Here is a 14,685-nt window from a genome sequence, read left to right on the forward strand (position 1 = left end):
GGCTGGCGCTGTTATGCGTGTTGGCGACCTGGCTCTCACTGGCCTTGGGGCCGGTTAGCTTGCCGTTGTTGGACACACTCAAGGCTGCCTTGCGCATGATGGGCGCGCCCATTGACGGTCAAGGTTTGGAGCAGGCTGAGCTGATCGTGGGTCAGATCCGCTTGCCGCGTACGTTGCTTGGGCTGGCGGTTGGCGGTGTGCTGGCGTTGTCGGGTGTGGCGATGCAGGGGCTGTTTCGCAACCCGTTGGCAGACCCGGGGTTGGTCGGGGTGTCCAGTGGTGCGGCGCTGGGCGCGGCGGTTGCGATCGTCGGCGGTTCTTACTTTGGCGGTTTGCCGGATGCGTTCGGGCCGTACGTTTTGTCCCTGTGTGCATTTGTTGGCGGCTTGGGCGTGACCGCGCTGGTGTATCGACTCGGGCGGCGCAACGGCCAGACCAATGTCGCGACGATGTTGCTCGCGGGCATCGCCCTTACCGCGCTCGCCGGTTCGGCGGTGGGCCTGTTTACCTACCTGGCGGATGACGCCACCCTTCGCACCCTGACGTTCTGGAACCTGGGCAGCCTCAACGGCGCCAGTTATTCACGGCTTTGGCCCTTGTTACTCGTGAGCGCTGGGGTTGCGCTGTGGTTGCCGCGTCGGGCCAAAGCATTGAATGCGCTGTTGCTCGGCGAATCCGAGGCCAATCACCTTGGGGTCGATGTTGAAAGGCTTAAGCGTGAACTGGTGTTCTGTACGGCCTTGGGTGTGGGTGCTGCCGTGGCGGCTGCCGGTATGATCGGTTTTGTCGGGCTGGTGGTGCCGCATTTGGTGCGGTTGCTGGCGGGGCCGGATCACCGTGTGCTCTTGCCAGCGTCGGTATTGGCGGGTGCGAGCCTGTTGCTGTTTGCTGACTTGGTGGCCCGGCTTGCCTTGGCGCCGGCAGAACTGCCTATCGGAATCGTCACTGCGTTTATCGGTGCGCCATTTTTTCTTTACCTGTTGTTGCGGGGGCGTGCCTGATGCTGCGTGTGGAAGACCTGCAAATACGCCGGGGTCATAAAACGGTGTTGGCGGATGTCACGCTCGACTTGTTGCCGGGTGAAGTGCTCGGCGTATTAGGCCCCAACGGCGCGGGTAAGAGCACCTTGCTTGGCGCATTGTGCGGTGAGTTGTCTGCTGCCCACGGCAAGGTGTGGCTGGATCAGCGCGAGTTGAGCGAGTGGAGTGGGGCGCAGCGGGCGCAACGCTTGGCGGTGTTGCCACAGACCTCGACCCTGGACTTTGCGTTCCGGGTCGAAGAGGTTGTCGGCATGGGCCGCTTGCCGCATCAGACCGGACGAGCGCGTGATGATGAGATTATCGCAGCGGCGCTTCAGGCTGCGGATGTCGGGCACTTGAACGGTCGCAGTTACCTGGCGCTGTCCGGCGGTGAGCGTCAGCGTGTGCACTTGGCGCGGGTGCTGGCGCAGTTATGGCCGGGTGAAACGGGGCAGACCCTGTTGCTGGACGAGCCGACTTCGATGCTTGACCCTTTGCATCAACACACGACCCTGCAAGCGATTCGAACCTTCGCCGATCGCGGCGCGGCTGTCATGGTTATCCTGCACGACCTGAACTTGGCGGCTCGCTACTGTGATCGAATTCTATTGCTTGAAGAGGGGCGCCCCCACGCGCTGGACACGCCGGCTCAGGTCATGCGCCCTGAGCCATTGAAAGCGGTGTTTGGGTTGGACGTGTTGGTGCAGCCGCATCCGGAGCGTGGGCATCCGTTGATCATTGCTCGCTGAAGGTGGTTTTTCGTCAGATGGCTTTTTCATAGGCAAAAAAAGACCCGGCAAGAGCCGGGTCAAATAACCGTGATTAGCCTGATGAGGAGATAATCTGAGAGTCCGAACCAATGGTCTGTCAGTTATCGGCTGATCTCGCGACCAGTTGTGATAATCATAACGATTCTCATTTGAGAGTCAACACTTGTTTTTGCTCTCTCGTCTGCTTTCCTCAAACTTTCGTTCAGCGCGCCCGAAAACGTTGGGTTATGTCGTAGAGCTAATTTTTCTGACGAGCTGAGATAGCATCCAGTTGGCGGTTCAGCGCGTCCTTGCGTTCGGCAGGAATGTCGTTCCAGTGCACATCCATCAAAGCCCCCTCGATCGCATAAAGCAGCACTTTCGACGCCCGGAACCCGCGCGTGCGCACAGCTCGATAGGCATCGACTGCCCCCAGGCGCCGCAAGTCGGACGCACTGTGGATGCCCACCGCATGCAGCCACTGTGCTGACGTCTTGCCGAGGTTTTTCAGGTGTTGCAGCTCATCGTTCATCAAGCCTCCTTGCGACGGCCGAATGGTGCGGTGGGTATCGTGACCAGGCAAGCCTGAAAAGGAGTGTAGCGCTCAGTAGGAAAAGTGTAGTTCTTTGGTCAGTAACGGCTTAAAAGCTTATAAGAATGGCGCGGGGAATTTGACGCAGGGCACGCCGAAACCCCGGCACGCTTGAGCGTGGCCGGGGCTTGAGCAACTACGCTTACTTGGTGCGGTATCGCAGGCGAGTACCAAAATTGACCGACATGAGGATCTCATCGGCGGTCAGTTCAGGTGGGAAGTAAGTGCCCGAGATTTGCGCATGGGCCAGGCTGGCGCCTTCCAGTGAGCAATCGCGTAGATCGAGGCCGCGCAAGTCGGTCGAGCGAAAGTACGCATCCGTGAAGTCGACGCCTGAGGCATTCAGCTCCCGTAGGTCCAACCCACGGAAGTCGCCACCGCGCATGTCGATCACGCCGTCTTTCGGGCGCTCATGGTTGAAGCCACGGATATCGTCTTTGTGCAGGAGCGAATAGAGCGGGGTATCAAGAAGCTTGGGCTGACTCATGACGGCGACTCCTGTTGGTTTTATGACGCCATTATAGTGCCACTATCTCTCGGGCGTGTGCCTTAGTAGACGACACGACCGAGAAGTTTTTCTTACAGGCCCGGCAGGCACTGCCGAACGTGGGCCACCAACGCGTCAAGGGTCCCGCTTTCATTGGTCTCGACGCGCTTGCTGAGCAGCAATTCTTCGGTGGTGAGTGGCTCGCGATTCGCCTGTTGTTGTTCGATAACGCTCAAGGTGGCGTCGGAAGGGTCGTTTTTATCCGCCTGACGCTGCGCCAGCCAGCTGGCGATTACGGCTTGCGGTGCATTGCAATCCAGGATCAGGAACGGCGCGCCAGTGGCTTCGGCAACTTTTGCGGCAGCATCGCGTTGTTCGCGTTTCAGGAAGGTGGCATCCAGTACCACCGGGAAGCCGGCGCGCAGCACGGTGCTGGCGATTTCGTTCAACCGCGCATAGGTGGCTGCGCTGGCGTCGGCGGCATAGATACCGGCCTGGGGGGTGTTTTCAACCTGCTGTTCGCCGAACAGGCGCTTGCGTTCCACGTCCGAGCGCAGTCGCACAGCGCCCAAGGCTTCTACCAGGCGCATGGCAACCTGGCTTTTACCCACGGCCGAAACGCCATGGGTGATCGCCAGGAAGCGCGATGGGATGGTGCTGTAGCTTTCCGCCAGGTTGGCGTAGTTGCGGTACTGGCGCAGGCTGGTGGCGCGTTGCACTGGGCTTGCGTCCCCCGGCATGCTGAACAGTGCGATCTTGGCGCGCACCAGGGCGCGGTAGGCTTTATAGAAGTTCAGCACTTCAAGACCTTGATAGTCGCCGGTCAGCTCCAGGTACTGGCTGATAAAGCGGCGCGCCAGGGACTTGAGGCCACGGTCTTCGAGGTCCATGGCCAGGAAGCCGGTGTCGGCGTACACATCGGTGAAGCGGAACGGCTCGTTGAACTCGATGCAGTCGAAGATCACGACTTTGCCGTCAATCAAGGTGGCATTGCCCAGGTGGATATCACCGTGGCATTCACGGGTGAAGCCATCCAGCTTACGCTGTGCCAGCAGGGGCTTGAGGCGCTCGAAGCTGCTTTCTGCCCACGCTTGCAGGGCTTCAAGTTGAACCAGGTCAGCTTTGTCGCTGAGGAACGGGCGGATCTGCTCAAAGTTCTGCCGCACCGGTGCCATCACTTCGTCCGGGGTGCCGGCCGGGTGATCCTGCGGGACTTTCGGGGCGTTGAGGTGGAAGTGCGCAATCTGCTTGGCCATCTCATCGATGTGCGCGCTGGTCAGTTCGCCATTGGCTTGCAAGGTGCTAAGCAGTTGGCTTTGCGGGAACTGGCGCATTTTCAGCGCGTATTCGATTACAGGGCCATCGCCACCCAATTGCGGTGCTTCGGCAGTGCCGGTCACTGGCAACACTTCAAGATACAAATCTTCGGTCAGGCGCTCGTTGAGGCGCAACTCTTCCCGGCAGAAGTGGCCGCGGTCTTCCAGGGCGGTGAAGTCCAGAAACCCGAAGTTCATAGGTTTCTTCAACTTGTAGGCGTAAGGACCGGTCAGGATGACCCAGGAAATATGGGTTTCGATGACTTGGAATGCTTCAACAGGGTGAGGGTACAAAGCCGGGTTTTGCAGGGCTGCGATCAGGGACTGGCTCACGGGCGATCCTTCAAAGTCTGGGGGAAATCATGGCGGGCATTATGGCTGCTGATGCCTGCTGTGCAAACCGCTGTCCGGCTCATGTTGATGATCAATAAAGTGCGTATAATCCGCCGCCATGACTCGAACCCGATCTCCCCGTACCCCTAAAAAACCTCCTTCACGCGGCTTGCGCCCGTGGCTGGGCTGGGCGTTGAAGCTCAGTCTGGTTGGCCTTGTGGTGCTCGCCGGCTTTGCGGTGTACCTCGACGCTGTCGTTCAGGAGAAATTCTCCGGCAAGCGCTGGACCATTCCGGCAAAGGTATATGCACGCCCGCTGGAACTCTTCACCGGCCAGAAGCTGAGCAAGGATGACTTCCTCACCGAACTCGATGCCCTGGGCTATCGCCGCGAACCCGTGAGCAACGGCCCTGGCGCGGCAGCCGTCAGCGGCAATACGGTTGACTTGAATACCCGTGGCTTCCAGTTCTATGAAGGCCTGGAAAAAGCCCAGCCTGTGCGCGTGCGCTTCTCCGGCGACTATGTCGCCGAGCTGTCGTCGCTCAATGGTTCCAAGTTGCCTGTGGTGCGCCTTGAACCGCTGATGATCGGCGGTATTTACCCGAAAAATCTTGAAGATCGCATCCTGATCAAGCTCGATCAGGTGCCGCCGTACCTGCTCGAAACCCTGGTGGCCGTTGAAGACCGCGACTTCTATAGCCACTGGGGTGTTTCGCCGAAGTCGATTGCCCGTGCCGTTTGGGTCAACACGTCGGGCGGCAAGATGACCCAGGGCGGTAGTACGCTCACGCAACAATTGGTCAAGAACTTCTACCTGACCAATGAGCGCAGCCTGACTCGCAAGCTCACCGAAGCCATGATGGCGATGCTGCTGGAGATGCACTACAGCAAGCAGGAAATCCTCGAGGCCTACCTCAACGAGGTATTCGTCGGGCAGGATGGCCAGCGCGCCGTCCACGGTTTTGGCTTGGCCAGTCAGTTCTTCTTTGGTCAGCCACTGTCTGAATTGAAGCTGCATCAGGTCGCATTGCTGGTGGGTATGGTCAAGGGGCCGTCCTACTACAACCCGCGCCGTAATCCTGAGCGTGCGCTCGAACGCCGCAACCTGGTACTCGACGTGCTTGAGCAGCAGGGCGTGGCCACGGCTGAGCAAGTGGCGGCAGCGAAGAAGATGCCATTGGGCGTCACGACGCGTGGCAAGTTGGCGGACAGTTCCTTCCCGGGCTTTATCGACCTGGTCAAACGCCAGCTGCGTGAAGACTATCGCGATGAAGACTTGACCGAAGAAGGCCTGCGCATCTTCACCAGTTTCGACCCGATCCTGCAGATGAAAGCCGAAGCGTCGGTGACTGACACCTTCAAGCGCATGACGGGTCGCAAAGGCTCCGATGAGGTTGAGGCTGCCATGGTCGTGACCAACCCGGAGACGGGTGAGGTTCAGGCCTTGGTGGGCAGTCGCCTGGCCAGTTTCGCCGGTTTCAACCGTGCGCTGGATGCGGTGCGGCCGATCGGCTCGCTGGTCAAGCCAGCGGTCTACCTGACGGCGCTAGAAAAACCGAGCAAATACACACTCACCAGTTGGTTATCCGATGATCCGCTGTCGGTGAAGGGCGGTGACGGCCAAGTGTGGACGCCGCAGAACTTCGATCGTCGCTCCCACGGCACGGTCTTCCTGTATCAGGGCCTGGCACATTCCTACAACATTTCCACTTCACGCCTCGGGCTGGAAGTTGGGGTGCCGAATGTGCTCAAGACCTTGGGGCGCCTGGGCATCACGCGTGAATTCCCGGCATTCCCGTCGATCCTGCTGGGTGCTGGCGCGATGACCCCAATGGAAGTCGCGACCATGTATCAGACACTCGCCAACGGTGGTTTCAATACCCCCATGCGCGGGATTCGCAGCGTGTTGACCGCCGAAGGTGAGCCGCTCAAGCGCTATCCGTTCCAGATTCAGCAACGGTTCGACGCGGGCTCCATCTATTTGATCCAAAACGCCATGCAGCGCGTGATGCGTGAAGGTACGGGGGCTTCGGTTTACAAGGTGTTGCCGTCCAACCTGACACTGGCGGGCAAGACCGGTACCAGTAACGATTCGCGCGACAGCTGGTTCGCAGGTTTTGGTCAGGATGTACTCGCGGTGGTGTGGATGGGGCGCGATGACAACGGCAAGACGCCGTTCACCGGCGCGACCGGTGCGCTACAGGTTTGGACCAGTTTCATGCGCAAGGCTGATCCGTTGCCGCTGAGCATGCCGCAGCCGGATAACATCGTGCAGGCCTGGATTGATCCGCACACTGGGCAGGGCTCCGATGCCAATTGTCCGGGCGCGGTACAGATGCCGTATATTCGCGGCAGCGAGCCGCCACCCGGCGCCGCGTGCGGGGGCAGTATTCCTGCTGACGCGGAGTCGGTGATGGATTGGGTCAAGGGCTGGATGAATTAAGCAAAGAGGGTTTGACGTGAACAAGTGGTTGTTTCCAGCTATGACAGCTCTGGCTTTGCTCAGTGGTTGCTCCAGTGTGCAGCGCGGTTCCATTCCCGTGGTGGACTCGAGCACGGCCGTTTCCAATAACGATCGGATCTCGGCCAATGGCGGTTTCCGTCAGACCGTGACGAATCGTCCCGCTCAAGCCCGTCCCCAGGCTGTGCCGCAGGATTCGGGCGTCGTGGTGATGGTGCCCGGTGGCGGGGCTGCTACCGCCGCGCCGATCAGCGCCGAGCCATGGACTCCTGGGCCAAGTACGTCCGGTCCGATCGATGCCACGCCGATTCAAGCGGCGCCGATCAACCAGGGCACCTACAACATGCCATCGACGCCAAGTGGCATTCCGTCGTCGTCCAATTCCGGCGGCCTGTCGGCTGACGAACAACTGGACGGTCCAGTGCTGGCCCTGCTGACCACCGCCCAGCAACAGCAAGCCGGTGGTGACCTCAACGGTGCGTCGTCGAGTCTTGAGCGTGCCCAGCGCGTTGCGCCTCGTGAACCGCAAGTGCTCTATCGCCTGGCGCAGGTGCGTATGGCTCAGGGCGATGCGCCACAAGCCGAGCAGTTCGCCCGCCGCGGCCTGACCCTGGCCAATGGTCGCCCCGACCTGCAAGCCAACCTGTGGGCTTTGATCGGTGACGCACGTGCTGCCCAAGGCGACGCTGCCGGTGCTGCCCAGGCGCGGCAAAAAGGCAAGGTCACCTACTGATGGATGTGCGCTTTGCGGCCATTGCCGAACAGTTGTTGATGATCGAGCGCGAGTTGCGCGTTCAGGGCTGGTGGGACGAGGTGTCCCCCAGTGCCGAGGCGCTCAGCAGTGTCGAGCCGTTTTCGGTCGACACCCTGGACTTTCACCAGTGGCTGCAATGGATCTTCCTGGTGCGCATGAAGCAGATTCTTGAGCAGGATCTGCCGCTGCCTAATGCGTCGGGGATTATGGAAATGGCCGAGATGGTCTACGCCGATCGCCCGCGAGAGAGTCTTGGTTTGCGAAATGCGCTGAAAAAATTCGATCAACTGATCGTCGACGCTCGTTAATTGCCTGACTGTCGGGTTTTCCGGCAGTCTTGCGCACATTTCTACCGCTTGACGACATTCAGGCGAGTTTTATCCCTCCTCAAAGCCCTTTCTTCTACGTTCTCATGCGCTTAGTTGGAAAAAAGCGCAATTATTGCTTGACTTGAACGGCCTGAAACAGAAGAATCCAAAGTCCGCTGTATCGGGACTGCCAGAAGCAGGCCCGCTCAGCAGATCATGAGGCGCACATCCGCGCCGACCTGTTACACCCGCAACGCGTTACCTCGCGCTGGGTGGGAAAAGCCCGCAACACTTGGGACGATCCCAATACTTGCTCAGTCAGTGCTGACGTAGTCGGCGACCACCGTCGCTCATGCTCTGTTGAGAAGTAAACCTATTAAGACCCGTCGGTTTCAACGGACGGTATTCTGGCGTTTTAGAGGTGAACAACGTGGAGCTTTTATCTGGTGGTGAGATGCTCGTCCGCTTTTTGCGTGACGAAGGCGTCGACTATATCTACGGGTACCCGGGTGGTGCTCTGCTTCATGTTTACGACGCACTGTTCAAAGAGCCGGCTGTTAAGCACATCCTGGTTCGCCATGAACAAGCTGCAACCCATATGGCTGACGGTTACGCCCGTGCCACCGGTAAAGCCGGCGTGGTACTGGTAACGTCCGGCCCAGGCGCAACCAATGCCATTACCGGCATCGCGACTGCCTATATGGACTCCATTCCGATGGTGATCATTTCCGGCCAGGTGCCAAGCACCATGGTGGGCACCGATGCATTCCAGGAAACCGACATGATCGGTATCTCCCGGCCGATCGTGAAACACAGCTTCATGATCAAGCATCCTTCGGAAATCCCGGAAGTCATGAAAAAGGCGTTCTACCTCGCACAGTCCGGTCGCCCGGGCCCTGTCGTGGTCGATATCCCGAAAGACATGACCAACCCGGCTGAAAAATTCGAATACGTCTTCCCGAAGAAAGCCAAGCTGCGTTCCTACAGCCCGGCTGTTCGTGGGCACTCGGGGCAAATCCGCAAGGCGGCAGAAATGCTATTGGCGGCCAAGCGCCCAGTGTTGTACTCCGGTGGCGGCGTAATTTTGGGTGGTGGCTCTGCGCCGCTGACCGAATTGGCCAAGCTGCTCAACCTGCCCGTGACCAACACCCTGATGGGCCTCGGCGCATTCCCGGGTACGGACCGTCAGTTCGTCGGCATGCTCGGCATGCACGGCAGCTACACCGCCAACCTGACCATGCACCACGCCGATGTGATCCTGGCGGTGGGTGCGCGTTTCGATGACCGAGTGATCAACGGCCCGAGCAAATTCTGCCCGAATGCCAAGATCATCCATATCGACATCGACCCGGCGTCCATCTCCAAGACCATCAAGGCCGACGTGCCGATCGTAGGTCCTGTTGAAAGCGTGTTGACCGAAATGGTCGCTGCGCTCAAAGACATCGGCGAAGCGCCGAACAAGGAATCCGTTGCCAGCTGGTGGAAGCAGATCGACGAATGGCGCGGCGATCGCGGCCTGTTCCCTTACGACAAGGGCGACGGCAGCATCATCAAACCACAAACCGTGATCGAGACCCTGTGCGAAGTGACCAAGGGCGATGCCTTTGTTACCTCCGACGTGGGCCAGCACCAGATGTTCGCTGCGCAGTACTACAAGTTCGACAAACCTAACCGCTGGATCAACTCCGGTGGCTTGGGCACGATGGGCTTTGGTTTCCCTGCGGCCATGGGCGTGAAACTGAGCTTCCCGGACACCGACGTGGCGTGCGTCACCGGTGAAGGCAGCATCCAGATGAACATCCAGGAACTGTCGACGTGCCTGCAGTACGGCCTTCCGGTGAAGATCGTCTGCCTGAACAACGGCGTGCTGGGCATGGTTCGTCAATGGCAGGATATGAGCTACAACAGCCGTCACTCCCATTCCTACATGGAATCGCTGCCAGATTTCGTAAAATTGGTTGAAGCCTATGGTCACGTCGGCATTCGCATCACCGATTTGAAAGACCTGAAGCCGAAGATGGAAGAGGCGTTCGCCATGAAGGACCGCCTGGTGTTCATCGATGTCCAGGTGGATACCAGCGAGCACGTCTACCCGATGCAGATCAAAGATGGCTCTATGCGCGATATGTGGCTGAACAAGACGGAGCGTACTTAATCATGCGGCACATTATCTCCCTGCTTCTGGAGAACGAACCCGGCGCTCTGTCTCGTGTTGTCGGCCTGTTTTCGCAACGTAACTACAACATCGAAAGCTTGACCGTGGCTCCGACCGAAGACCCGACGTTGTCGCGCCTGACGTTGACCACTGTGGGCCACGATGAGGTGATCGAGCAGATCACCAAGAACCTCAACAAGCTGATCGAAGTGGTCAAGCTGGTCGACCTGTCGGAAAGTGCCCACATCGAGCGCGAGCTGATGCTGGTTAAAGTCAAGGCCACGGGTGCCCAGCGTGCCGAGATCAAGCGCACTACCGATATTTATCGCGGGCAGATCGTCGATGTGAGCGCCAGCGTTTATACCGTTCAGCTGACCGGTACAAGCGACAAGCTGGACAGCTTCATCCAGTCGATCGGGACGGCCTCGATTCTGGAAACCGTACGCAGTGGTGTCACCGGGATTGCCCGTGGCGACAAAGTACTCAGCATCTAACTCAAATTAGTGAATGGCCTTACGGCCTGGATATATAGAGGAACCTCATGAAAGTTTATTACGAAAAAGATTGTGACCTGTCGATCATCCAGGGCAAGAAAGTCGCCATCATAGGCTACGGTTCCCAGGGTCACGCCCAAGCGTGCAACCTGAAAGACTCCGGCGTTGACGTGACTGTTGGCCTGCGTAAAGGCTCGGCCACTGTTGCCAAGGCTGAAGCCCACGGCCTGAAAGTGACTGACGTTGCTTCCGCCGTTGCTGCTGCCGACCTGGTCATGATCCTGACCCCGGATGAGTTCCAGTCCGCGCTGTACAAGAACGAAATCGAGCCGAACATCAAGAAAGGCGCCACCCTGGCCTTCTCCCATGGTTTCGCGATTCACTACAACCAGGTTGTGCCGCGTGCCGACCTCGACGTGATCATGATCGCGCCGAAAGCACCGGGTCACACCGTGCGTTCCGAGTTCGTCAAAGGCGGCGGTATCCCTGACCTGATCGCGATCTACCAGGATGCATCGGGTAACGCCAAGAACGTTGCGCTGTCCTACGCTGCCGGTGTTGGTGGCGGTCGTACCGGCATCATCGAAACTACCTTCAAGGACGAAACCGAAACCGACCTGTTCGGCGAGCAAGCCGTTCTGTGCGGCGGTACCGTTGAACTGGTTAAAGCTGGTTTCGAAACCCTGGTTGAAGCTGGCTACGCGCCAGAAATGGCCTACTTCGAGTGCCTGCACGAACTGAAGCTGATCGTTGACCTCATGTACGAAGGCGGTATCGCCAACATGAACTACTCGATCTCCAACAACGCCGAATACGGCGAGTACGTGACTGGCCCGGAAGTGATCAACGCCGAGTCCCGTCAGGCCATGCGCAACGCCCTGAAACGTATTCAGGACGGCGAATACGCCAAAATGTTCATCACCGAAGGCGCTACCGGCTACCCTTCGATGACCGCCAAGCGTCGTAACAACGCCGCTCACGGTATCGAAGTCATCGGCGAGCAACTGCGCTCCATGATGCCGTGGATCGGTGCCAACAAGATCGTCGACAAAGCCAAAAACTAAGTCGCACGTATCAAGAGAAAACGCGGCTTAGGCCGCGTTTTTTCGTTTGGGGAGCGGGTTCTGGTATAAAGCTGCATCGTTTGCGGGCGAACACTCGCCGCAAGTACCTGTCGAATTTTTTCACACCGTTGCAAGGTAAAGTCCATGAGCGAACGTCCCGAAGAGCCAAACCAGGCTTCTGACGCCGAAAGCCTGCTGCCGATCGATGAACACGTCGAAGAGGGGCATGACGCTGAAGGCCGCAAGGTCCGGCATCGTGGCATCTATCTGTTGCCCAACCTGTTCACCACGGCGAACCTGTTTGCCGGGTTCTACTCCATCATCAACTCCATGAGCGCCCAAAGCGCGCTGGCGGCGGGTGATGCGGTGAATGCCAGCAAGTATTTCGGCTTTGCTGCCATCGCAATTTTTGTCGCCATGGTGCTCGACGGCCTGGATGGCCGTGTGGCACGTATGACCAATACTCAAAGTGCCTTTGGTGCCGAGTACGACTCGTTGTCGGACATGGTTGCCTTTGGCGTTGCGCCTGCACTGCTGGCGTTTGCTTGGGCATTGGGGGATATGGGCAAGGTGGGGTGGATGGTTGCCTTCATCTATGTCGCGGGTGCCGCCTTGCGTTTGGCGCGTTTCAATACCCAGGTGGGTACCGCCGACAAACGTTACTTCATTGGTCTGGCCAGCCCAGCTGCCGCAGGTGTGGTGGCGGGTATTGTCTGGGCGTTCAGTGACTACGGCATTCAGGGTTCGAAGATGTCGTTCCTGGTGGCGCTGATGGTTGCGGCTGCCGGCATGCTGATGGTCAGCAATATCAAGTACAACAGCTTTAAAGAGCTGGATCTGAAAGGGCGCGTGCCTTTTGTGGCGATCCTGGCGGTGGTGCTGGTGTTTGCAGTGGTCTTCAGTGACCCGCCGCGAATTCTGCTGCTGGCGTTCCTCGTTTATGCTGCGTCGGGGCCGGTTCAGTATTTGCTGCATCTGCGTCGGGACAAAACATTGCCTTAATGTAATTTCCCCCATACTCCGCAGTCTATTGGTGCATCAGTTCTCCAATGCTGCGGAGTTGCCATGTTAATCAAATTGCCCAAAGCCTCCGATTGCCACGAATCGGATGTCACGCCTGAATCCTTCTACCTCTCTCGCCGTAGCTTGCTCGGTGGTGCGCTTGCCGGTATCGCCGCGAGCAGCTTGCCGCGTTGGGCTAACGCTGACGAGGCCTCGCGTTATGCCGATGTCGAGCCGGGCAGGGCGCCGAAATGGTTCGCCGAGAAGCTGCCGGGAGTCAAATGGCAGGCTGTGACGGTAAAGGACGAAGCCATCACGCCGTTCAAGGATGCAACTCACTACAACAACTTCTATGAGTTCGGCACCGACAAGGGCGACCCGGCGATGAATGCGGGCTCACTCAAGACTGAGCCCTGGAGCGTTGTGATTGATGGTGAAGTTGCGAAGCCGGGGCGATATGCCTTGGAAGACTTCATGAAGCCTTATCAATTGGAAGAGCGAATCTACCGTCTGCGCTGCGTCGAGGCGTGGTCGATGGTCATTCCTTGGATGGGTTTTCCTATCTCGGCTCTGCTCAAGCAGGTTGAACCGACCTCCAAGGCCAAATACATCCGCTTTGAAACTCTTCAGGATCCCAAGAGCATGCCGGGTCAGCGTTCAAGTTTTGGCTTGATCGACTGGCCTTATATAGAAGGGCTGCGTCTGGATGAGGCGATGAATCCTTTGGCGATCCTTGCGGTCGGCATGTATGGGCGCGAACTGCCTAACCAGAATGGCGCACCGCTGCGTCTGGTGGTGCCATGGAAGTACGGCTTTAAAAGCGTGAAGTCCATTGTGAGGATCAGTCTGGTCAGTGAGCAGCCAAAAACCACCTGGCAGAGTATTGCGGCCGACGAGTATGGGTTCTATGCGAATGTGAATCCCACCGTTGACCACCCACGGTGGACCCAGGCGCGTGAGCGCCGTCTGCCGAGTGGCCTGTTCAGTCCTAATGTGCGTGAGACGCAGATGTTTAATGGCTATTCGGACGAGGTGGCTTCTCTTTATACCGGCCTTGATCTGCGGAAGAACTACTGATGCGCTACCCGGTCTGGCGCCTTGGCGTCTTTATAGCGGCGGCGGTGTGGCCATTACTCTGGCTATATGAGGCGTGGAGTTCTTCCCTGGGGCCTGATCCGGGCAAGGTATTGGTTGACCGCTTAGGCTTGGGTACATTGATTTTGTTGCTGGTTACCTTGGGTATGACACCGCTCCAGAAGCTGAGCGGTTGGGCGGGGTGGATAGCGGTACGCCGACAATTGGGTTTGTGGTGCTTTGCTTATGTAGTGCTGCATTTGGCGGCGTATTGTGTGTTTGTCCTCGGGTTGGACTGGTCGCAGCTGGGCGTCGAGCTGCGTAAGCGGCCTTATATTATTGTGGGTGCGTTGGGTTTCCTGTCGCTGTTGGTGCTGGCAGTGACATCCAATCGCTATAGCCAGCGACGGCTGGGTGGTCGTTGGAAGAAGCTACATCGGCTGGTGTACGTAATCCTTGGGTTGGGTTTGCTGCATATGCTGTGGATTGTGCGGGCTGACCTAAAGGAGTGGGCTATCTATGCTTCTATAGGTGCGCTCCTTCTCGTGGTGCGTTTACCCCCGGTGATGCGTCGAATCCCGAGGCTTATTACGAAAAAGCCACCCGCGGCAACAAAAGTGTAATTAACCCTTGACGGCAGATTCTGGAAGCCTATAATTCGCCCCACTTCCGGCGCAGTCGAAACGGAAAACTCCTTGGTAAACAATGAGTTACGCAGTTTTCGGCAGCAGGTTGCTTCAGTTCATCGAAGCGGTCAGGAAGTTGAAAAAGAGGTGTTGACAGCAGCGTGTAACGCTGTAGAATTCGCCTCCCGCTGATGAGAGATCTGAAGCGCAAGTGGTTGAAGTTGTTGAAGAAATCTTCGAAAGCTTCTGAA

The 14,685-nt window shown here is 58.2% G+C and carries 15 protein-coding genes; 11 read left to right on the forward strand and 4 right to left on the reverse strand.

The features are described from left to right. The first annotated feature begins 17 nt into the window (after window positions 1–17). Window positions 18–1,001, forward strand: coding sequence for a FecCD family ABC transporter permease (locus ICY20_RS23780; RefSeq protein WP_194938730.1), 984 nt, complete (start codon window positions 18–20; stop codon window positions 999–1,001). Continuing rightward, entirely contained in the window at window positions 1,001–1,768 is a 768-nt protein-coding gene (locus ICY20_RS23785; protein WP_159963095.1) for a heme ABC transporter ATP-binding protein, read from the forward strand. Before ICY20_RS23780 ends, ICY20_RS23785 begins: the two co-directional genes overlap by 1 nt. Before the next feature lie 259 nt (window positions 1,769–2,027). Here the strand turns inward: ICY20_RS23785 and ICY20_RS23790 are convergent, their stop codons facing one another. The 3 genes from ICY20_RS23790 to ICY20_RS23800 form a co-directional block, all read right to left on the reverse strand. After that, window positions 2,028–2,300 carry a TfoX/Sxy family protein gene (locus ICY20_RS23790; RefSeq protein WP_122719960.1) on the reverse strand — a complete coding sequence of 91 codons (273 nt, stop codon included), beginning with the start codon at window positions 2,298–2,300 and terminating at the stop codon, window positions 2,028–2,030. A 202-nt stretch (window positions 2,301–2,502) separates the two neighbouring features. Further along, window positions 2,503–2,847, reverse strand: a complete 345-nt coding sequence (locus ICY20_RS23795) for a pentapeptide repeat-containing protein (protein WP_159963094.1) — start codon at window positions 2,845–2,847, stop codon at window positions 2,503–2,505. 92 nt (window positions 2,848–2,939) lie between these two features. Continuing rightward, window positions 2,940–4,496: a bifunctional aminoglycoside phosphotransferase/ATP-binding protein gene (locus tag ICY20_RS23800; protein WP_159963093.1), complete on the reverse strand. Its 1,557-nt coding sequence runs from the start codon at window positions 4,494–4,496 to the stop codon at window positions 2,940–2,942. A 118-nt stretch (window positions 4,497–4,614) separates the two neighbouring features. On the opposite strand from ICY20_RS23800, the gene mrcB reads away from it, so the two are divergent. The 9 genes from mrcB (at window position 4,615) to msrQ (ending at window position 14,431) form a co-directional block, all read left to right on the forward strand. After that, the gene (gene mrcB / locus ICY20_RS23805; protein ID WP_194938727.1) at window positions 4,615–6,939 is read left to right on the forward strand and encodes a penicillin-binding protein 1B; all 2,325 of its coding nucleotides are present in this window, start codon (window positions 4,615–4,617) and stop codon (window positions 6,937–6,939) included. 16 nt (window positions 6,940–6,955) lie between these two features. Then, window positions 6,956–7,690 carry a hypothetical protein gene (locus ICY20_RS23810; RefSeq protein WP_159963091.1) on the forward strand — a complete coding sequence of 245 codons (735 nt, stop codon included), beginning with the start codon at window positions 6,956–6,958 and terminating at the stop codon, window positions 7,688–7,690. Then, the gene (locus ICY20_RS23815; protein ID WP_159963090.1) at window positions 7,690–8,019 is read left to right on the forward strand and encodes a YqcC family protein; all 330 of its coding nucleotides are present in this window, start codon (window positions 7,690–7,692) and stop codon (window positions 8,017–8,019) included. The genes ICY20_RS23810 and ICY20_RS23815 overlap by 1 nt, the downstream gene beginning before the upstream one ends. 430 nt (window positions 8,020–8,449) lie before the next feature. Further along, complete coding sequence (locus tag ICY20_RS23820; protein ID WP_159963089.1) at window positions 8,450–10,174, forward strand: acetolactate synthase 3 large subunit; 1,725 nt, start codon at window positions 8,450–8,452, stop codon at window positions 10,172–10,174. 2 nt (window positions 10,175–10,176) lie between these two features. Beyond that, window positions 10,177–10,668 carry an acetolactate synthase small subunit gene (gene ilvN / locus ICY20_RS23825; RefSeq protein WP_003176102.1) on the forward strand — a complete coding sequence of 164 codons (492 nt, stop codon included), beginning with the start codon at window positions 10,177–10,179 and terminating at the stop codon, window positions 10,666–10,668. Window positions 10,669–10,715: 47 nt separating this feature from the next. Next, window positions 10,716–11,732 (forward strand): ketol-acid reductoisomerase, encoded by a 1,017-nt coding sequence (gene ilvC / locus ICY20_RS23830; protein ID WP_099584822.1) that lies wholly within the window; start codon window positions 10,716–10,718, stop codon window positions 11,730–11,732. 144 nt (window positions 11,733–11,876) lie between these two features. Then, entirely contained in the window at window positions 11,877–12,734 is an 858-nt protein-coding gene (pssA, locus tag ICY20_RS23835; protein WP_159963088.1) for a CDP-diacylglycerol--serine O-phosphatidyltransferase, read from the forward strand. A 63-nt stretch (window positions 12,735–12,797) separates the two neighbouring features. After that, on the forward strand, window positions 12,798–13,811 hold the full coding sequence (gene msrP / locus ICY20_RS23840) for a protein-methionine-sulfoxide reductase catalytic subunit MsrP (RefSeq protein WP_159963087.1): 1,014 nt from the start codon (window positions 12,798–12,800) through the stop codon (window positions 13,809–13,811). Continuing rightward, the gene (msrQ, locus tag ICY20_RS23845) at window positions 13,811–14,431 is read left to right on the forward strand and encodes a protein-methionine-sulfoxide reductase heme-binding subunit MsrQ (RefSeq protein WP_159963086.1); all 621 of its coding nucleotides are present in this window, start codon (window positions 13,811–13,813) and stop codon (window positions 14,429–14,431) included. The genes msrP and msrQ overlap by 1 nt, the downstream gene beginning before the upstream one ends. Window positions 14,432–14,459: 28 nt before the next feature. On the opposite strand, the gene ICY20_RS28185 is transcribed toward msrQ, so the two are convergent. Further along, the coding region (locus tag ICY20_RS28185) for a hypothetical protein (protein WP_228758552.1) at window positions 14,460–14,685 on the reverse strand (226 nt) is incomplete at its 5' end.

The sequence above is a fragment of the Pseudomonas pisciculturae genome (assembly GCF_015461805.1).
GTDB classification, from domain to species: Bacteria; Pseudomonadota; Gammaproteobacteria; order Pseudomonadales; family Pseudomonadaceae; genus Aquipseudomonas; species Aquipseudomonas pisciculturae.